General features: G+C 71.7%; 18 protein-coding genes. 7 read left to right on the top strand and 11 right to left on the bottom strand.

Going from position 1 to position 19,381, the window contains the following annotated elements:
* From G6031_RS10635 to G6031_RS10615, 5 genes are all read left to right on the top strand, one after another.
* Positions 1–918, top strand: a 918-nt coding sequence (locus G6031_RS10635; RefSeq protein ID WP_182653236.1) for a nucleoside hydrolase, incomplete at its 5' end; no start/stop codon positions are given.
* 174 nt (positions 919–1,092) lie between these two features.
* Positions 1,093–2,379, top strand: a complete 1,287-nt coding sequence (locus tag G6031_RS10630) for an acyltransferase (RefSeq protein ID WP_182653235.1) — start codon at positions 1,093–1,095, stop codon at positions 2,377–2,379.
* Between the two features lie 75 nt (positions 2,380–2,454).
* Positions 2,455–2,652, top strand: a complete 198-nt coding sequence (locus G6031_RS10625; protein ID WP_182640207.1) for a hypothetical protein — start codon at positions 2,455–2,457, stop codon at positions 2,650–2,652.
* A 290-nt stretch (positions 2,653–2,942) separates the two neighbouring features.
* A complete protein-coding gene (locus G6031_RS10620) occupies positions 2,943–3,290 on the top strand; it encodes a YciI family protein (protein ID WP_182640208.1) in 348 nt (115 codons plus the stop codon).
* Between the two features lie 40 nt (positions 3,291–3,330).
* Positions 3,331–4,584, top strand: coding sequence for a sigma-70 family RNA polymerase sigma factor (locus G6031_RS10615; RefSeq protein WP_182644955.1), 1,254 nt, complete (start codon positions 3,331–3,333; stop codon positions 4,582–4,584).
* A gap of 24 nt (positions 4,585–4,608) precedes the next feature.
* Here the strand turns inward: G6031_RS10615 and meaB are convergent, their stop codons facing one another.
* The 3 genes from meaB to G6031_RS10600 form a co-directional block, all read right to left on the bottom strand.
* A complete protein-coding gene (meaB, locus tag G6031_RS10610) occupies positions 4,609–5,580 on the bottom strand; it encodes a methylmalonyl Co-A mutase-associated GTPase MeaB (protein WP_259847773.1) in 972 nt (323 codons plus the stop codon).
* Between the two features lie 128 nt (positions 5,581–5,708).
* Positions 5,709–8,024: a methylmalonyl-CoA mutase gene (scpA, locus tag G6031_RS10605; RefSeq protein WP_182653233.1), complete on the bottom strand. Its 2,316-nt coding sequence runs from the start codon at positions 8,022–8,024 to the stop codon at positions 5,709–5,711.
* Position 8,025: 1 nt separating this feature from the next.
* Positions 8,026–9,873, bottom strand: a complete 1,848-nt coding sequence (locus G6031_RS10600; protein WP_347238479.1) for a methylmalonyl-CoA mutase family protein — start codon at positions 9,871–9,873, stop codon at positions 8,026–8,028.
* A 134-nt stretch (positions 9,874–10,007) separates the two neighbouring features.
* Here G6031_RS10600 and G6031_RS10595 point away from each other — a divergent pair, with 134 nt between their 5' ends.
* Entirely contained in the window at positions 10,008–10,664 is a 657-nt protein-coding gene (locus G6031_RS10595) for a TVP38/TMEM64 family protein (protein ID WP_259847760.1), read from the top strand.
* Between the two features lie 17 nt (positions 10,665–10,681).
* Here G6031_RS10595 and G6031_RS10590 read toward each other — a convergent pair whose 3' ends face one another.
* Positions 10,682–11,503 carry a DUF3097 domain-containing protein gene (locus G6031_RS10590; protein WP_179525292.1) on the bottom strand — a complete coding sequence of 274 codons (822 nt, stop codon included), beginning with the start codon at positions 11,501–11,503 and terminating at the stop codon, positions 10,682–10,684.
* A 68-nt stretch (positions 11,504–11,571) separates the two neighbouring features.
* On the opposite strand from G6031_RS10590, the gene G6031_RS10585 reads away from it, so the two are divergent.
* The gene (locus tag G6031_RS10585) at positions 11,572–12,384 is read left to right on the top strand and encodes a hypothetical protein (RefSeq protein WP_182653232.1); all 813 of its coding nucleotides are present in this window, start codon (positions 11,572–11,574) and stop codon (positions 12,382–12,384) included.
* Positions 12,385–12,418: 34 nt separating this feature from the next.
* Here G6031_RS10585 and G6031_RS10580 read toward each other — a convergent pair whose 3' ends face one another.
* The 7 genes from G6031_RS10580 to G6031_RS18620 all read right to left on the bottom strand — a co-directional run.
* A complete protein-coding gene (locus tag G6031_RS10580) occupies positions 12,419–13,465 on the bottom strand; it encodes a ferrochelatase (RefSeq protein ID WP_182653231.1) in 1,047 nt (348 codons plus the stop codon).
* Positions 13,462–14,289: an NADH-dependent enoyl-ACP reductase InhA gene (inhA, locus tag G6031_RS10575; protein ID WP_182653230.1), complete on the bottom strand. Its 828-nt coding sequence runs from the start codon at positions 14,287–14,289 to the stop codon at positions 13,462–13,464. Before inhA ends, G6031_RS10580 begins: the two co-directional genes overlap by 4 nt.
* Positions 14,290–14,291: 2 nt before the next feature.
* Entirely contained in the window at positions 14,292–15,023 is a 732-nt protein-coding gene (gene fabG1, locus G6031_RS10570) for a 3-oxoacyl-ACP reductase FabG1 (RefSeq protein WP_182639083.1), read from the bottom strand.
* Positions 15,024–15,077: 54 nt separating this feature from the next.
* Complete coding sequence (locus tag G6031_RS10565; protein WP_179525297.1) at positions 15,078–16,058, bottom strand: VWA domain-containing protein; 981 nt, start codon at positions 16,056–16,058, stop codon at positions 15,078–15,080.
* Complete coding sequence (locus G6031_RS10560) at positions 16,055–17,035, bottom strand: DUF58 domain-containing protein (protein ID WP_182653229.1); 981 nt, start codon at positions 17,033–17,035, stop codon at positions 16,055–16,057. The genes G6031_RS10565 and G6031_RS10560 overlap by 4 nt, the downstream gene beginning before the upstream one ends.
* On the bottom strand, positions 17,032–18,096 hold the full coding sequence (locus tag G6031_RS10555; RefSeq protein ID WP_346034539.1) for a MoxR family ATPase: 1,065 nt from the start codon (positions 18,094–18,096) through the stop codon (positions 17,032–17,034). Before G6031_RS10555 ends, G6031_RS10560 begins: the two co-directional genes overlap by 4 nt.
* A 171-nt stretch (positions 18,097–18,267) precedes the next feature.
* Positions 18,268–19,381: NlpC/P60 family protein (locus G6031_RS18620; RefSeq protein WP_187702212.1), on the bottom strand; the 1,114-nt coding region annotated here is incomplete at its 5' end.

Genomic DNA, 19,381 nt, shown 5'->3' with positions numbered 1-19,381 from the left:
CTCGCCGGGCGGATCGAGCTGACAGCGGTCGTGTGTACGGCCGGCAACGTCGGGCTCGAGGACACCGTTGCCAACGCGTGTGCGTGGCTGGACCTCGCGGGTGCCCCGGAGCTCCCCGTGGCCGCCGGCGCGTCCGGCCCGATCGCCGTCCCCCACGTGCTGACACCCGAGACGCACGGCCCCCGCGGGGCGGGGCACGCGCAACTGCCGACGACGACGAGGTCCACCGATCCACGTGACGGCGCCCGCCTCTGGGTGGACGCGGCACGCGAACACCCGGGCGAGCTCGTCGCGGTGGTGACCGGTCCCTCGTCCACCCTGGCCCTCGCGCTGGAGCTCGAGCCCGCGCTCCCGCGGTTGCTGCGGCGGCTCGTCGTGATGGGTGGGTCCTTCCGCGGCCACCCCGGCAACACCACTCCCGTGAGCGAGTGGAACGTGGACGTCGACCCCGAGGCCGCCGACCGTGTGTGCCTGGCCTGGGAGGCGGCGCGTGCCGACGACCCGAGCGTCGCGCCGGCCCGATGGTGCGGGCTCGACCTGACGGAGCGGGCGGTGTGGACCCCCGAGCGCTCCGGGCGTCTGGTGGAGGCGGCACGGGGCTCGACGCTCTCCCGGCACCTGGCGGATGCGCTGCGCTTCTACTTCGAGTTCCACGAGTCGGTCGGCGAGGGCTACCTGGCGCAGGTGCATGATCCCCTGGTGGCCTGGCTGGCGCTCCACCCCGAGGCGGCCCTGACCGAGCCCGTCCATCTGCGCATCGAGTGCGCGGGAGAGCACACCCGGGGGATGACGGTCGAGGACCGCCGTGGCCACCGTGGGCGGCCGGCGAACGCCGAGCTCGTCGTCGATCTCTCCGTTCCCGGTGGTGCGGTCGCGGTGGTGGAGGAGGTCACCGCCTCGATCGCGAACCTGCGCTGAGACGACCTCCACCGGCCCGGTCCGACGTCCAGACCACCATCCGCACGGACCGGCTGACCACCCCGGGGTCGCCCTGTGGAACCGGTGCTAATCTCGTCCGGATGCCCTGGCGGCGGCACCACCGTCGCCGGACGACGGACCGTCGTCTCACTTGAAGTAACCCCGGGAGAATCCATGAGGCCTGTCGCCGCCGTCGCCCTCGCTGGTGGAGCTGTCGCGGCCGGGTTCGCCGCGCGACGCCTCGCGCAGCCCGCCCCACCGACGGCGGCGGCTCCGACCCTGGCCGACGCTCCCGACACCGCCGTAGCCGAGGCCACCGGGGTGCAGCAGCCGCGGCTCGCCGGTGCTCGCGGTCACATCCCGGCGCTCGAGGGTCTCCGCGGCCTCGCGGCGATCGGCATCATCACCACCCACGTCGCGTTCGTGACCCGGATGTCCTACGGGACGCCGGTGCGCCGCCTCTACGGTCGTCTGGACATGCTGGTCGCGGTGTTCTTCGCCAAGACCGGCTTCCTGCTGTGGCGGGCACACTCCGACCACGCCCGCCGCGACCGGCCGGGAACGGCCCGCGCGGTGATCCCCTACCTGCGGGCCCGGCTCGTGCGAATCATGCCCGCGTACTCAGTGCTCGTCGCCGTCGCCATGGTGCTCCTCCCCCAGAACCGGATCAACGGCCCCGTGGTCTGGCTGCGCAACCTCACCCTGACGCAGATCTACCAGCGGAGGTTTCTCGTCTCCGGGCTCACGCACGCCTGGTCACTCGCGGTCGAGATGGCCTACTACCTGGCGCTCCCGGCGCTGTGGACCGGGATGAGGAACCTGCGGGGCGACAGGGCCCGATGGCGGCTGCCCGCCGTCGGCGCCTTCGGGCTCTCCGGCCTGCTGTTCCCGCTGATCCCCTGGCAGCGCCTGCGGCTCCTGCCCAGGGGCATCAACGTCCAGATCCTGCCGCCGGCGTTCTCCGCCTGGTTCGCCTCCGGGATGCTGCTGGCCGAGCTGGCCACCGCCCGCCCGGGACTGCTCGCCCGACTGAGCCGGGCATCCTATGCCAGGTGGGGTTGGTGGACGGCCGGCGCCGGGGCGCTGCTCGCCACCACGTCGACCCGCTGGTTCTCCGAGGGCTTCCACCACCCGAGCGGCCGCGAGTACGCCGCGCGCAACGGGCTCACCGCGGCGATGGCGTTCTTCTTCCTCGGGCCGGTCGTCCTGGCCCCGGCGGGCACGCGCTTCCGCATCCTGGAGTCGGCACCCCTGCAGGCGATCGGCCGCTGGTCGTACGGGATCTTCCTCTGGCACCTGATCGTGCTGCACTACGCGTTCCCGCTCACCCGCACCTCGCTGTGGACCCGGCGGATGGGCGTGATCTGGCCCGTGACCGTGGCCGGGTCGATCGCAGTGGGCGCGGCCAGTTACCGGTTCATCGAGGAACCGGCGCGAAAGCTCCTCTCTCCGCACGCCTGAATTCGGCGCCGAGTTCTCGTAGGGTGAGCCGCACGACCGCGGATAGGCGCGCGGTCACGACGAAGGAGAACAGACATGGGTTACATCGGCGGCGGAGTGGTTCTTGTGGTGATCGGCGCGATACTCATGTACGCGGTCGAGGTCAACATTCCGGGTATCGACTCGAACACCCTCGCGGTGATCCTCATGGTGGCCGGTGTGGTGCTCTTCGTGATCGGTCTCCTGTTCGCGATGCGCTCCCGAAGCCGCCGGGTGCCGGACGATCGGTACTGACCCCGGGCGTCGGCGGGCCGGGCGTCGACCTCTACCGCCTCCTCGGTCGTCTCACGTCTGAATCCACACGCCTGATCGTCATTCCCGGACGTGATGTCGCGTGTGGGTGAGCCTGCAGCGTGTGGATCCGACGGCTGAGGACTCCCGTCCTGGTGCGCCCGGGAGCGGAATCCGGAAGAGCGCGGAGAATTATTGTGCGAACCTGTCGATCTTGCGGCGGCTGTTCGTCATGGAGGTGTCGGCGCACAACACCGCGGCCGGCATCCACCACTCCCAGTCAGGAGATCGACATGAAGTACGTACTGCTGCTTATGGCCAACCTCGAGGACGTGCGCTGCGGCGAGGAGGAAGGGCCCGGCGTCGAGGAGTTCATGGCCTTCGACGCCGAGCTGGAGAAGGCCGGCGTCCTCGCCGGTGGTTTCGGTCTGGAGGACCCCGAGACCGGCGTCACGGTCAGGATCCCCGCGGGCGGGACGGACGCCGTCGTGACGTCCGGTCCGTACGCCGAGAGCAGGGAGTTCGTGGGCGGCACGATCGTCATCGACGTGGCGGACATCGACGAGGCGCTGGCCTGGGCCGCCAAGTGCCCCGGTGCCAGGGGCGGACGGGTCGAGGTCCGCGCGATGCTGGAGTTCTGATGCCGGACCGACGGGTCCGGGGCGACGCGGGGGTGACCCCGTGACCGCCCCGGGCCCGGCGGCGTCGGACGTGCTGGCCGCACTGCGTCGCGAGGAGCACTCGCGCCTCCTCGCCACGCTGGCGTCACGCTTCGGGGATCTGGATCTCGCGGAGGACGCGGCCCAGGACGCGCTCGAAGCGGCGATCGAGGCCTGGCCCCGTACCGGGGTGCCGGACTCCCCGCTCGCGTGGCTCACGACCACCGCCACCCGCAAGGCGATCGACCGGCTCCGGCGGGAGAAGGCGCTCACCGAGCGTCTCGCGCGTCTGCGGGTCGAGGAGGACCGACGAACCTCCGCGCCGCCGGTCCGTGCGGTCGTGGAACCGGACGAGATCCCCGACGACAGGCTCGAGCTGTTCTTCGCGTGCTGCCACCCCACGCTCAGGACCGACGAGCAGGTGGCGCTGATCCTGCGATACCTCGGCGGTCTGACGACGACGGAGATCGCCCACGCCTTCCTCCTCCCGGTGACGACGGTGCAGCAACGCCTGGTCCGGGCGAAGAAGCGCCTCCGGGTCACGCGGATCCCGATCCGCACCCCCGGCCCGGATGATCTGCCGGCGCGACTGCCCGCGGTGCTCGCGGTGATCTACCTGATCTTCACCGAGGGATACGCCGCGTCCACTGGTGACGGCCACCTGCGCGGGGACCTCACGACGGAGGCCATCCGCCTCGCCCGGATCGTGCACAGGCTCGTACCGGGGCAGCCGGAGGCGACGGGCCTGCTCGCTCTCCTGCTGCTCACCGAGGCACGCGCGCCGGCCAGGGTCGACGACGAGGGCCTCCCCGTCCCGCTGCGCGAGCAGGACAGGGACCGGTGGGACCGTCTGGCGTCGGATGAGGGGCTGGCCCTGGCGATGGAGGCCGCGGCCGGCGGGCCGGGGCCCTACTCGGTGCAGGCGTCGATCGCCGCGGTCCACGCGGAGTCGCGAGACGTCGAGTCGACCGATTGGGCACAGATCGTGGTGCTGTACGACCTCCTCCTCGCTCTCGCACCCGGACCCGTCGTCCGGATGGCGCGTGCAGTGGCCGTGGGTCGCCGCGACGGACCGCAGTCAGGCCTTCGGCAACTCGACGCCCTCGCCGGAGAGGCGGAGCTCGAGCGGCACCACCCGTTCCACGCGGCGCGGGCGACGACGCTCGAGGAACTCGGCCGCGGTGACGAGGCCCGCCGGGCCTGGGCGCGTGCCCACCAGCTCACGGAGAACGCCTCCGAGCGCGAGTACCTGGTCCGCAGGTGGTGGAACGCCTGACGTACTCGCCGACGAGTCGGCGCGTCAGCTGTCGAAGGCGTCGATGATCGCCTGGGCGGCGAGGGCCGCCGTCAACGTCCCCTCGCTGACACGTCGCTCGACATCGGCCGTGACCCGACGCACCTCGGGGTCGGCCGCGAGTCTCGCCATGAGTGTGTCGTGCACCATCGACCTGGTCCATTCGACCTGCTGACGGGCTCGACGGGCCGCGACCTCGCCGATCTTCCCCATCGTGTCCTGGTGCGAACGGACGGCATCCCAGAAGTCGTCCAGACCGTCACCTTCGAGACCCGACATCGTCAGGACGGGCACCTTCCACGCCGAGTCCGCCGGTCGCACGAGTCGCAGTGCCGCGCCGAGTTCCCGCGCGGCGCGTCTGGCGTCCTTGACGTGGGGGCCGTCGGCCTTGTTGACGGCGACGACGTCCGCCAACTCCAGGACGCCCTTCTTGATGCCCTGGAGCTGGTCTCCGGTGCGGGCGAGGGTGAGGAACGTGAAGCAGTCGACCATTCCGGCGACGGTGACCTCGGACTGTCCCACCCCCACCGTCTCGACGAGTATCACGTCGAATCCCGCCGCCTCGAGCAGCACCATCGTCTCGCGGGTGGCCTTCGCCACCCCTCCGAGCGTGCCGGAGGTCGGCGACGGCCGGATGTAGGCGCGGGGTTCCGTCGAGAGCGTGGCCATCCGGGTCTTGTCGCCGAGGATCGACCCGCCGGTGCGGGTGGAGGACGGGTCGACGGCGAGGACCGCCACCTTGTGGCCCTTCTCCACCAGATACAGACCGAAGGACTCGATGAACGTGGACTTCCCCACGCCCGGTACCCCGGTGATCCCGATGCGCAACGCGCCACCGGCGTGCGGGAGTGCGCCGAGAAGCAACTCCTGGGCCTTCTCGCGGTGTGCGGGGTTCGTGGACTCGAGCAACGTGATGGCGCGGGCGAGGACGGGACGATCGTCCTCGAGCACCCCCTCGAGGAGGGCCGCCACGTCGATCTCCCGGCGCGGCCTCGGGCCCGTCGCGGACGGGACCGGACCGCGGACCGCACCCGTACCGAGCGTGGTGGACAGGCTGCCCGAGACGTTGCCCGAGCCCGCGGGATCGGGACCGGAGCCGAGGCGGTTCAGGACTCGGCCCCCGCCCCTGCCCCCTCGCCGGGGCGCGCCGGTGCCGAGCCCGCGGCGTCCGATCCCGGGGACTCCGGGCCGGCGGAGGGCAGCTCGTGACCGAGTTCCCGGGCCAGTGCCCCGAGCAGTTCGATCGCCGCGTCCGAGATCACGGTGCCGGGGGGATAGATGGCGGTCGCCCCGGCGTCGTAGAGCTCTTGGAAGTCACCGGGCGGGATGACGCCACCGACGGTGACCATGATGTCCGCACGGCCCACCGCGGCGAGCGCCTCGCGCAGTGCCGGCACCAGGGTGAGGTGACCGGCGGCCAGGGAGGACACGCCGACCACGTGGACATCGGCGTCCGCGGCCTGCTGGGCGACCTCTTCCGGGGTCTGGAACAACGGGCCCATGTCCACGTCGAAGCCGAGGTCGGCGAAGGCGGTCCCCACGACCTTCTGCCCGCGGTCGTGGCCGTCCTGTCCCATCTTGGCCAACAGGATGCGCGGCCTGCGACCCTCCAACTCGGCGAACTCCTCGGCCATCTTCATCGCCTTGGTGACGTTGTCCACGGCGCCCTCCTTGGAGACCTCCTGCCGGTACACGCCGGACAGGGTCTTGATCTCTGCCTTGTGTCGACCGTAGACCTTCTCGAGCGCGTCCGAGATCTCGCCGATGGTCGCGTGGGCGCGGGCGGCGTCGATGGCCAGCGCCATGAGGTTGTTCTCCATACCGCTCCCGGCCCCGCCGCCGGCGGCCTCGGTGAGCCTGTCCAGGGCCGCCTGGCAGGCGGCCTCGTCGCGCTCAGCCCGGAGCCTGTCCAGCTTGGCGAGCTGCTCGGTGCGCACGCGGGAGTTCTCGACCTTGAGGACCTCGATCTCCTGGTCCTCGGTGACGACGTACTTGTTGACCCCGATCACCGGCTGGCGTCCGGAGTCGATCCGCGCCTGGGTGCGGGCAGCGGCCTCCTCGATGCGGAGCTTGGGGATCCCCTCGCCGATCGCCTGTGCCATCCCGCCCGCCTCCTCGATCTCGATGAGGTGCAGTCGGGCCTTGTCGGCGAGCTGAGCGGTGAGCCACTCGATGTAGTACGACCCCGCCCAGGGGTCGATGGGGCGGGTCGTCGCCGATTCCTGCTGGAGCAGGAGCTGGGTGTTCCGCGCGATGCGGGCGGAGAAATCGGTGGGCAGGGCCAGCGCCTCGTCGAGGGCGTTGGTGTGCAGCGACTGCGTGTGCCCCTGCGTCGAGGCCATGGCCTCGATACACGTGCGGGCGACGTTGTTGAACACGTCCTGGGCGGTGAGCGACCAGCCGGAGGTCTGGGAATGGGTCCGCAGCGACTTGGACTTCTCGTTCTGCGGTCCGAACTTCTCCACCAGTTCACTCCAGAGCAGGCGGCCCGCCCGCAGCTTGGCGATCTCCATGGAGAAGTTCATCCCGATCGCCCAGAAGAAGGACAGCCGAGGGGCGAACTTGTCGATCTCCAGCCCGGCGTCCAGCCCGGCGCGCAGGTACTCGACGCCGTCCGCGAGCGTGTACGCCAACTCCAGATCCGCCGTCGCACCGGCCTCCTGGATGTGGTAGCCGGAGATCGAGATGGAGTTGAACCGGGGCATCTTGCGGGAGGTGTAGGCGAAGATGTCCGAGATGATCCGCATCGAGGGCGTGGGCGGATAGATGTAGGTGTTACGGACCATGAACTCTTTGAGGATGTCGTTCTGGATGGTCCCCGCGAGCTGCTCCGGAGCCACCCCCTGTTCCTCGGCCGCCACCACGTACAACGCGAGGATCGGCAGGACGGCGCCGTTCATCGTCATCGAGACGGAGACCGCGGACAGGTCGATCCCGTCGAACAACTCGCGCATGTCCAGGATCGAATCGATCGCCACACCCGCCATCCCGACGTCCCCGGCGACCCGGGGGTGGTCGGAGTCGTACCCGCGGTGGGTGGCCAGGTCGAACGCGACCGACAGCCCCTTCTGGCCCGCCGCGAGGTTGCGGCGATAGAAGGCGTTGGACTCGGCCGCGGTGGAGAAGCCGGCGTACTGTCGGATGGTCCACGGCTGGTTGACGTACATGGACGGGTACGGACCGCGCAGGAACGGCGCGGCGCCCGGGACGGTGTCCAGCGGGAAGGGCGTGACCTTCTCGCCGTCGTCGGTCGGGGCGATGCCCGTCTCGACCGCGTCACGGTCCGCCTTGGTGAACACCCGCTTGACGTCGATGCCCTCCGGGGTCTCCCACGTGGGGCCCTCGTCGACGGAACCCGGCTGGGGGGCTCCGTCGGTGGACCCGCGCAGCGGAGAGATGCTGAAATCGGGGAAGGTGGTCATCTCACTTCACTCCCAGCTGGTCGAGGAGGGTGGTCAGGGCGGCGACGGCGTTGATCCCGGTCGCGAGGTATCCGTCCGGTCGGTCGTCGGCGTCGGCGGGGAACCCCTTCTCGGCGCCCGCGAGGTACACCGTCGTCACACCCGCCTCGCGCAGCGCCCGGACGGCCTCCGGGCCCTCGGTGGCATAGCGCTTGTCGGCGCCGCAGAGGACGGCGATCTCCTCCCCCTCGCGGACCCCGGCGTACTGGTCGGCCGCGGTGGCCAGGGGGTTGCGGGCCTCGATCCCGCCCGCCGCGAGCAGGTTGGCGATGAAGGTGACCCGACCCGTGGTCTCCGCCATGGGGCCGAGCCCGGCGAGCAGGACCGTCGGCCGGGCGCCGGTGGCCTCGAGGTGCGCGTCGGAACGGTCCCGCAGGGCCTCGAAGTCGCGCCCGTACCGGTAGTCCTCCCCGCCGCGCCGAGCCGGGTCGAGCGGTGGCTCGGCGAGGTTCGGGAACTCGGAGACACCGGTGATCGGCGCTGTGCGGTGGGCGATGTCGGCATCGCGGGCCTCGCGGACCCGGGCGATCGCGGCGGCGACGCTCCCCGAGGCGATGGCGGCGGCGAGTCCTCCCTCGGCCTCGACGGTCTGGAACGCGGACCAGGCGGCCTCGGCGAGCGAGTCGGTGAGCGACTCGACGTACCAGGATCCTCCGGCGGGATCGACCACATGCCCCAGGTGGGACTCCTCGAGCAGCAGCAGTTGGGTGTTGCGTGCGATGCGCTCGGCGAAGGCCGGTGAGGCGCTCTCCAGGCCCCCGGGCAGGGAGGCGTCGAACGGCAGGACGGTGACGGAGGTGGCACCGCCGACCCCGGCCCCGAACGAGGCGAGAGTGGTGCGCAGCATGTTCACCCACGGGTCGCGTCGCGCCATCATGGCCGAGGAGGTGACGGCGTGCTGAGGCGCATTCCCCGCGTCGGGTGCGCCCAGGAGTTCGGCGACGCGGGCCCACATCAGGCGCCCGGCACGGAACTTGGCGATCGAGACGAACTGGTCGTCCGTGGCGGACAACCGGAACGAGATCTGGCGCAGGGCGACCTCGACGTCGAGCCCCGCCGACATCAGCGCCCGGACGTACTCCAGGCCCGCGGCCACGGCGTAGGCGAGCTCCTGCGCGTCCCCGGCGCCGTCTGCGTGGAATACCGTGCCGTCGGCGACGAAGGTCCGGACGGTCTCCTCGCGCTCGGCCACGCGGACGGCGAGGCCGACCGCCGCGTCGAGGTCGACCGATTCCGACGACGCGCCCGCGGCGTATGCGGAGGTGACCGGTGTCGCGCCGAGGTCGGCGATCACCGCTGACCGGTCGGTCACCCCGTCTCCTGCCGACCTGCGCTGGTCGAGCAGCTCCAGGAACGCGTCGGAGACCTCGACGAGGTCCGATCCGGCGTCGAAGGTCACCGGCGCGAGGTCCAGGTAGACGTCCTTGAGGACGGCGGCCACGTCGGCGGCCGGCACCCGCAACCACAGCGCGGACGCGCCCTGGCCGAGAAGGTCCAGGACCGAGGTGTTGACCTCGCTCGGGTCGCCCTTGGCCTCGACCCTGGCGCTGACGTGCCAGCCGTTCTCCGGGAGCCCCGACCGGTCCCCTCCCCGCACGAACGGGAACGACCCCGGAGCCGGGCGCTCGGGCGTCTCGTCGGCGCGCGTGTAGAGGGGGTTCACCTCGATCCCGTCGCGGGTGGTGGCCACGAGGGCGCGCCAGGCGTCCTCGGGCATCTCGGCGGGATCCTTGCGGGCGGCCTTCGCGAGGACGGCTCCCACAGAGGCGTACCAGGAGTGAAGGTCGGGACCTGTGGTCGGACTGGACACCGGTACCTCGTTCTCTTGTGGAGTGAAGGGGGTCACCACGGACTCTAATGCAGCCCCTCCCGCTGTCGAGACGTGACCATGTGTGCGGGGTCACCAGGGGTGGGCTCCGCGATCCCGGCGACTACAGTCGACCCGTGCGCGGACGGGTGATCTGGTGGGTAGCGGTCGTCCTGGCCCTGGTGGTGCTGGCCACCGTCGTCCCGACCCCGGGACTGGAGCAGCTGCGCGGTTGGGCGGATGAGCTGGGCCCGTGGTTCCCGGTCGCGTTCTTCTCCGCTTACGCGATCGTCACCGTGGCGCCGGTCCCCCGGTCGACCTTCACCTATTCGGCCGCTGTGCTCTTCGCTCCCGCGGTGGCGATCCCGTGGTCACTGGTGGCCTCCGGGATAGCGGCCACCCTCGCGTTCGTCGGCGTCCGCCGTCTGGGCCACCGCCGCACCGCCGCGCTGCGCGCGGACCCCCGCGTCGCGGCGGTGGACGCCCGCCTCCGGCGTCGCGGATGGCTCTCCGTCGGGAGCCTGAGGCTGGTCCCCGCCGCGCCGTTCTCGGTGGTCAACTATGCGGCCGCCCTCACCTCGATCCCGTTCCGTCAGTTCCTGCCCGCGACCGTCATCGGCAGCACCCCGGGGACCGTCGCGGCGATCCTGCTGGGGCACTCCCTCACCGAGGGCGACGGGACCGCCGCGCTGTGGGCGACGGGCGCCTTCGCGGCGGTGGGACTGGTCGGGATGATCCTGGACGCCCGCCTGCCCGTCCGTGGAGACGACGACGGGGTCGGCAGACCCGGGTGAGCTGACCCCGGTGGGGATCAGGCGGGCTCGGTGACGAAGTCCACCAGACGTTCGACCGCACCCAGCAGGGCCGGCTCGACGTCCCGGTACGTGCTCACCGCGCCCAGGACCCGCCGGAAACCGTCGGCCGGCTCACCCCATCCGAGCCGGTCGCAGATGCCGGTCTTCCAGTCCTCGCCCCGTGGGACGACCGGCCATTCGTGGATCCCCACGGCCCGGGGTTTGACCGCCTGCCAGATGTCCACATAGGGGTGTCCGGTCACCAGCACGTCGCCGCCGAGCCCGGCGACGATGCGTGACTCCTTGCTGCCCGTGACCAGGTGGTCGACCAGGACGCCCAGGCGCGCCTGCGGCGTCGGCCCGAACTCCGCCACCAGGGCGGGCAGGTCGTCGATCCCGTGGAGTGGCTCCACGACGATCCCCTCGACCCGCAGGTCGTGGCCCCAGATCTTCTCGACGATGGCCGCGTCGTGGATGCCCTCGACCCAGATACGGCCAGCGCGCGCGGTCCTGGCCCGCAGGCCCTCGACCTTCCGGGACCCGGACGCCGTGACCTTCGGGCCGGCCGCCACGACCGGCCCGGGCCTGCGGAGCGTGACCGGTGAGCCGTCGATGAGGAAGGCCGAGGGGGTCATGGCGAAGAGGCGGACCAGGCCGCGGCGGTCCTCGAGTTTGACGAAGTCGCCGTCGGGGGTGCGGTTGAATCCCACCACGGCACCGCAGAATCCGGAGTCCGCGTGCTCCACCACCAAGTCGCTCTCGGCCACGACGACGGGGATCTCCGGTCGGCGACGTCGCGCCGTCCCGGACAGGATGTCGGATCCGTACATGTCTGCCATGGGCCGACACGGTAGCCGGATCCGTGCGCGGGGGGTCGGCGGCGCACCGGCCGGTAGGATTGATCGTCATGTCCCGCCCCCTCACCCGGAGCGCCGCGCTGTCCCCCGCGTGGCCGCTGCCGCTGTTCCTCCTGCGCACCGCCTGGGGTGATCAGCCCTTCGACGAACTGACCGGGTACGTCTCGGGCCTGGCCGGGTCACACCTGGTCGAGGTCACCGGCGAGCCCGTACGGATGCTGGACGGGATCTCCCCCGCCTCGGGACCCACCGCGCTGCTGCCCGGGCTCGTGACCGGTCTCCGGCGCTCGGTGGGATCGCATCCCGCCCCGGAGTCGCTGGCCCTGCTCACCGCGGCACCCGGGGATTCGTCGAGCCTCCCCGCGGTGCCCTCGCTCCGCTCCGACGTGGCGGAGGCGGGGTGGGGGGTCCTGGTCCGCGACCCGGTGAGCCGCCAGGCGGTCGTCCTCACGTGCGTCCACCCGCACCCGGACGTCCTGCGTTGGCGTGCCCGCGGCATCGCGGACTGTCCGGTGCCTCCCCAACCCGACGGGCCCTCTGCGGCGTTGTTCGCCCTGGGGCAGGCGGTGGTCGAGGCGGCGGAGTTGATCGAGCGGACCACGACACGGGTGGGTCAGGCGGGCGATCTGGACCTGGACTCCCACGTCACCCGGCTACCCGCCGGTCTACCGTCCCGCGTGATCGAGCTGGTGGACAGGATCGACAGGGTGGAGGCGATCATCACGGTCGCGCTGGCGCAGCCGGACGTGGGCGTCGACCCGGCCGCCCGGGAACCCATCCTGCGACGCCTCGTGGCCGTGAAGGACGCCGCTCGTCGCGCGGTGGTCGCCGCCGCGGGGGACGCGGCCTCCCGCGGCGCCTGAGGCGACCGGCGGGGACGGGTGTTCTCCGCGTCGTCTAGCGGGAGCAGCACCCGACCGCACATCGGGCACCATCTCGGTTGCAGCCCAGCGCGGGCACGTCGCCGAGCCTGTCGCCCTGCACTCCGGACTCGACCTCCTCGAGCAGCTGAAGGACCATCCGGGCGAACTCCGGGCTCGGCCCGGGTGTCGCCGAGCGGGTGACCGTCACGCCGAGTTCGCGCACCTCGTCCACCAGCTCGGTGTCGAGGTCCCAGATCACCTCGACGTGGTCGGAGATGAACCCGATCGGGACGATCACGACGTCGCGGATGCCGCTGTCCTCCGCCAGTCCACGGACATGGTCCACCACGTCGGGCTCGAGCCACGGCACGCTCGGGGGTCCGGAACGGGACTGCCAGACCAGGTCGTGATCGTCGACCCCGGCCGCGCGGGCCACCAGCCGCGACGCCTCGGCGACCTGACGGCTGTAGAGACGACCTCCGAGCGCGGGCGGACCCGCGACGGCGTCCGCCGCCTCGGGGACCGAGTGCGCGGTGAAGACGACGCGGGCTCCCGGCGCCGCCGCTTCCCGGGCGGCGCGGAGATCGGACGCGAACCGCTCGATGAACAGGGGATGGTCGTAGAACTGTCGCAGGCGGACCATCGAGGGCGCACCGGGGACCTGCTCGCGCGCGCGGGCGATGTCCTCCTGGTACTGCGCACAGCCGGAGTAGCCGCCCCATGCGGAGGTGGCGAACACCGCCGCCGTCCGGACGCCGTCCGCGGTCATCTGCCGGACCGTCTCCTCGATCATCGGGGTCCAGTTGCGGTTCCCGAAGTACACCGGCAGGTCCCTGCCGCTGCGGGCGAGCTCCTCCTCGACGTGCGCGATGATCTCGCGGTTGAGGTCGTTGATCGGGCTGCGGCCACCCAGCTGTCGGTAGTGGGTGGCGACCTCCTCGAGTCGCGCCGCCGGGATCCCGCGCCCGCGGGTGACGTTCTCGAGGAAGGGGATGACGTCCTCCTGTCCCTCGGGCCCGCCGAAGGACAGGACGAGGAGGGCGTCCACGGGCCCGGTCACCTCGAGCTCACCATCGGTCATCTGTGGTTCTCCTGTCCGCTGAAGGAGACGGTGCCGGCTCCACCGTCTGCATAGATCACTGTTCCCGTGGTGGCGGGCATGAGGTCCGAGAGCAGCGCCACCGCGGTGGTCGCCACCGCGGTGGGGTCGTTCACGTCCCACCCCAGGGGGGCGCGCCTGGCCCACTCGTCCTGCATCTGGTCCAGTTCTCCGCCGGGACCGAGCGCGTCTCCGGCGATGGCCTTGGCCGCGAGGGTCTTGACGGGGCCGGCGGCGATGAGGTTGGACCGCACGCCCTCCGGGCCGAGTTCTCGGGCCACGTAGCGGTTGACCGCCTCCAGGGCGTTCTTGGCCACGGACATCCAGTTGTAGAAGGGCATGGAGAACCGCGGGTCGAAGTCCAGTCCGATGATCGACGCGCCGGGGTTGAGCAGGGGGCGCACGGCCCTGGCGAGGGACGCGTACGAATAGGCGGAGACCTCCACGGCGACGGAGACGTCCTTCCAGGGCGCGTCGAGGAACGGGTCGCCGAGGCAACTGGGCGGCGCGAACCCGATGGAGTGCACCACCCCGTCGAGCGACTCGGCGTGTTCTCTCACCCTGCCCTCGAGCGCCGCGAGGTCCTCCTCGCTCTGCACGTCCAGTTCGATCACCGCAGGCATGTCGGGCAGTCGCTTCGAGATCGCCCGCACCAGCGACGGCCGGCCGAACGCGGTGAGGATGACGGTGGCGCCGTGGAGCTGACAGTGCTTGGCGATGTGGAAGGCGATCGAGGCGTCGGTGATCACCCCGGTGACGAGGATGGTCTTGCCCGAGAGGATCCCGGTGCGGGTGTTCTCGCTCATGGTCAGTGCCCCATTCCCATACCGCCGTCGACGGGCAGGACGGCACCCGAGATGTAGCCGGCGTCGTCCCCCGCGAGGAAGCTGACGGCCCCCGCCACGTCGTCGGCGCTGCCCTTCCGGCCGAGCGGGATGGCCGCCACGGCGAGGGCCTGCGTCTTGTCGTCCAGCCCGGCGGTCATGTCGGTGTCGATGAACCCGGGGGCCACGACGTTGGCCGTGATGTTGCGTGAGCCGAGTTCCCGGGTCAGTGAGCGGGCCATCCCGATGAGGCCGGCCTTCGACGAGGCGTAGTTGACCTGGCCCGCGGTGCCCGACTGGGCGACCACCGATCCGATGAAGATGAGTCGGCCGAACCTGGCGCGCAGCATCCCCCGGGAGGCCCTTCTGGCCACCCGGAACGCGCCGGACAGGTTCGCCTCGACGACCCGGGTGAACTGCTCGTCCTTCATCCGCATCAGGAGGGTGTCGTCGGTGATCCCGGCGTTGGACACCACCACCTCGACCGGGCCGTACTCGGCCTCGACCGCGGTGAACGCCGCGTCGACGGAGTCGGGGTCGGTGACGTCACACCGGACTCCGAACAGGCCGTCGGGCGCACCGGATCCTCGATGGGTCACCGCCACCCGGTGGCCGTCGGCGGCGAGTCGTTCGGCCACGGCGCGTCCGATGCCGCGGTTGCCCCCGGTCACCAGGACCGTCCGGGGGGTGGGGGTGGGCGTGCTGTCGGGAACCATGTGCACCAACCTATCGAACCGTCACGGGTGACCCGGTGGGGGTGCGCGGACCCGTCACGGGATGCGGCGGTGTGCCACCAGGGATCCGGCTGCGGCGAGCATCGCCAGCAGGGACCCGATCACGAGCCACGGCCGCGAGGCGTCGGCCTTCTTCCACTCGAACCCGATCTGTTCCTCGAGGGTGCGGTAGACGGAGTCGAGCTCCTCCAGGCTGGAGGCGGTGAAGAAGTCACCCCCCGAGATCTCGGCGATGGTGCGCAACGAGGCGTCGTCGACGGGGACGGGCTGCGGGCGACCCTGGATGTCCACTGTCCCGTAGAGGGTGCCGAAGGAGATGGTCGAGATCGGGATGCCGGCCTCCTCGGCGCGTTCGGCGGCGGTGAAGGCCCCGCGCTCCTCGGTCGGGTCCGCGGGGACGGTCTCCTTGCCGTCGGAGAGCAGCACGATACGGGCCGGCGGCGCCTGGTCGGTGCCACCGAGGCTCTCGGTGAACGTCGTGACGGCCTGGGTGGCGGTGTAGATCGCCTCGCCGGTCGCGGTCCTCTCGTCCAGCCGGAGTCGCTCGACGGCGCGGACCACGGGTCCCCGATCGGTGGTGGGTGCCACGAGCATCGAGGCCGTTCCGGCGTAGGAGACCAGTCCCAGGTTGACGCCCGGGGTGAGGTTGTTGGCGAACGTGGTGGCGGCCTGCTGCGCGGCCTCCAGGCGGGAGGGCGACACGTCCGTGGATTCCATGGACAGTGACACGTCGACGACGAGCATGACCGTCGCGCGGTTCCGCGGCACCTTCTGTTCCTTCTGCGGCCCGGCCAGCGCCACCACCAGGGCGAGCAGCGACAGGATGAGCAGCACCGCGGGGACGTGGGTGAACCAGCGTCGACCGCCACGGTCGACGGTCCGCAGGACGCCGAAGTTGCCGAAGCGCACGGTCCTGCGCCTCTTGGATCGCAGCGCGATCACGTATCCGATCGCGAGGGCCAGTGGCACGACCACCAGGACCAGCCACAGCGGGTGCTGGAACTCCGACAGGCTCATCGGTGCGTTCCTCCCGGTGTCGGATGGTCGTCGGGCAGGTCCCTGACGAGGTTCTCCCCGGTGGGCAGGCCACCCTGGCGGCGTGCGCCGACGAAGTCGATCACGTCCCTGATCCAGTCCCGGTCGGTCCGCAGGGCGAGGACCGGGGCGCCACAGCGGCGTAGGGCGGCGTGGACCTCCGCGCGATGGGAGTCCGCGGCCCGGCGGTAGTCGGCGGCGAGGGCGTCGTCGACGTCCAGTTCGAGCACCTCGCCGGTGGCCGGGTCCTGGAGCAGTGCGGCGCCCACCGCGGGAAGTGCGATGTCGAGGGGGTCGGCCGTGTGCACGGCGAGGAACTCGTGCCGGGCCCCCAGGACGCGCAGGGACCGTTCCCAGTCGACGTCGGCGAGGAAGTCCGAGATCACCACCACCAGTCCGTGCCGTCGGGCGGCGTTCCGGGCGGCGCGGAGTGCGTCGTCGAGGGTCCCACCGGGAGAGACCCGGGCGGGGGCGCGGGTGACCTCCTCGAGGAGCCGCCTGACGCGGTCGCGCCCGCTCGTGGCCCGGAGGACCCGGGGCCGCCCGGCGCCGGTGAGGACCATGCCGACACGACTGCCACCCCCGGCGGACAGGAACCCGACGGTGGCCGCGGCCGCCTCCACGAGGCGACGCTTGGCGCCGTACCGACCCTCGACGTCGAGGCTGGGCGTCAGGTCCACCACGATCCAGGTCTCCAGTTCCCGGTCGGCGATGGTCTGGCGGATGTGCGGCACGGTGGTCCTCGCCGTCACGGACCAGTCCATGGTCCGGACGTCGTCACCGGGTTCGTAGGCGCGGGCCTCGCCGGGTTCGGTTCCGGGCCCGGGCAGCAGACCCCGGTGGTCGCCGTTGAGCACCCCGTCCAGACGGCGGGTGACGAGGAGCTCCAACTGCGTCAGGGCGGCGCGGGACGCCGCCGCGACCGGGTCGTCGCGGGTCCCCTCGTCCGCGTGGGTCACCGCGAGGACGGCGGGCCGGGCTGTGCGGGAACCGCGCTGATCTGTGGGAGCGGGACGGCCTCGAGAACGCGGCGCACGACGGTGTCCGCGGTGATCTCGTCCGCCAACGCGTCGTAGGTGAGGACGAGTCGGTGGCGGAGCACGGCGGGGAGCACGTCGACGACGTCCTGGGGCACCACGTAGTCGCGACCCCGGACGAGGGCCAGCGCTCGGGCCGCGGTGACGGCACCCAGGGTGGCCCGGGGGGACGCGCCGTACGCGAGCCACCTGGCCACGTCCTCGAGGCCGTGCCTCTCGGGTTCGCGGGTGGCGACGGTGACCCTGACCACGTAGTCGACCAGCGCGTGGTGGACGAAGACCTCCCGGACAGCGTCCTGCAGCCGGATCAACGCGTCGACCCCGAGGACGCGGGACGGCTCCGGCGGACGTGTCCCCATCCGGTAGACGATCTCCCGTTCCTCCTCGGGGCTCGGGTAGTCCACGACGAGCTTGAACAGGAACCGGTCCCGCTGGGCCTCCGGGAGCTGGTACACGCCCTCGCTCTCGATGGGGTTCTGGGTGGCCATCACCAGGAACGGTGTCGGCATCGGGAAGGTCTGGCCGCCGATCGAGACGTGCCCCTCCGCCATCACCTCGAGCAGCGCCGACTGGACCTTGGCCGGCGCGCGGTTGATCTCGTCGGCCAGCACGAAGTTCGCGAGGATGGGACCGAGTTCGACCTCGAACTCCTCGCGGCCCTGCCGGTAGATCCGGGTGCCGACGATGTCCGCCGGAACCAGGTCCGGGGTGAACTGGAGGCGACGGAAGCTGCCCCCCACGACGGTGGCGAACGTCTCCACGGTGAGCGTCTTGGCGACACCCGGCACGCCCTCGAGGAGGATGTGACCGCGCGAGAGCAGACCCACCAGGATCATCTCGATGAGCCGGTCCTGGCCCACCACGACCTTCTTGACCTCGTACACCGCCTGCTCCAGCAGCCTGGCGTCCGAGGCCGCGGAGGACGCGGAGACCGCGGGGCGTGAGCCCGGGTCGGGCGAGTGGTCGGTGTGGGGATCGCTCACCGCGGAGGGCTCCTTCGCGAGGTGGGGGGTCGGTGGCCCTGGGGCCGGACCCTCAGGACGGACTGTGGACGACAGTACCGGTGTACGGCGGTGCCCGGCCCGACCAGTGGTCGGGCCGGGCACGGTGGGTCCGGCACGGTGGGTCCGGCGCTGTGGGTCGGCGCGACTGCGTCAGGTCAACCGGACGACCATGGGTGAGATCCCGGCCATCCGGACCGGCGAGATCTTGACGACGTCACCGGACTGCGGGGCCTCCACCATCCTGCCGTCTCCGAGGTACAACGCCACGTGGCCGGGCCAGAAGAGCATGTCGCCACGCTTACGGGTGGCCACCGGGTACTGCGGGCCGGCGGTGTACTGGTACCCGGTGAAGTGCGGCAGTGCCTTACCGATTCCGGCGAACGCGTAGATCATCAGTCCGGAGCAGTCGAAACCGATCTTGTTGTAGTCACCGTGGCTGTCCGCGACGCCGCCGTCCCGGATGCCCCGCGTCGGTCCCCTGGCGTCGCCACCGCCCCAGGCGTAGGGGACGCCGAGCTGGGACAGCGCCCGGTTGACGACGGTCTCCACCTGGGCCGAACTCGACGGAGTCCCCGAGTTGCCGCCGCCCTGGCCGGGTGCGGGTGCGGGCGCGGCAGGGCCTTGTTGGATCGACCCGAAGTCAGCCCGTCCGATCGCGTCGGCGACCTGCTGGATGATCGCCTCGGTGTCCCCGTTGATCCCCGCGTCGATCGCGGCGCCGACGCTGCCGGCGTCGATCGCACCACCGACGGCCCGCGCCGCCCCGTCCGAGGACCCCCCGGCGAACTGGCGGACCGCGCCCAGGTCGAGGTGGCCCGGGAGGGCGGAGGCGATGTCCGCGGCCTGTTCCCCGGCCCGTGGATCCCCGGCGAGTGCGCGGAAGGCCTCGTCCCGTACGGCGTCCTGGTCGACCGCGTACGGGTCCGCGTTCTGCGGTCCCGCGGGAGTGGCCCCCGACTCGGCCAACGCACTGCGGTTCTGCTCGAGCGCGCTCGTCAACTCCGCGACCTCGGCCTCCAGCGAGGTGACGTCGGCGTAGACGGTCGCCACCTCGGATTCGGCCGCGTCCCGCCGGGACGAGGCGTCCGCGAACCGCTGTTCCGCGTCCGTCCGGGCGAGCGCGGCGTCGGACTCGCGCCGGGTCGCCTCGTCGACCGCTGCGACCATGTCCCCCACGACGTGCCGCTGGTCCGCGGCGGCGCGCTGGAGGAACTCCTGGCGACGCCCGGCGTCGGCTGGGCCGCCCGGGTCCAGGATCGCCGAG

Source organism: Dietzia sp. CQ4, from assembly GCF_014145125.1.
In the GTDB taxonomy this organism is placed as follows: domain Bacteria; phylum Actinomycetota; class Actinomycetes; order Mycobacteriales; family Mycobacteriaceae; genus Dietzia; species Dietzia natronolimnaea.
This window is presented reverse-complemented; position numbering and strand designations above follow the sequence as displayed.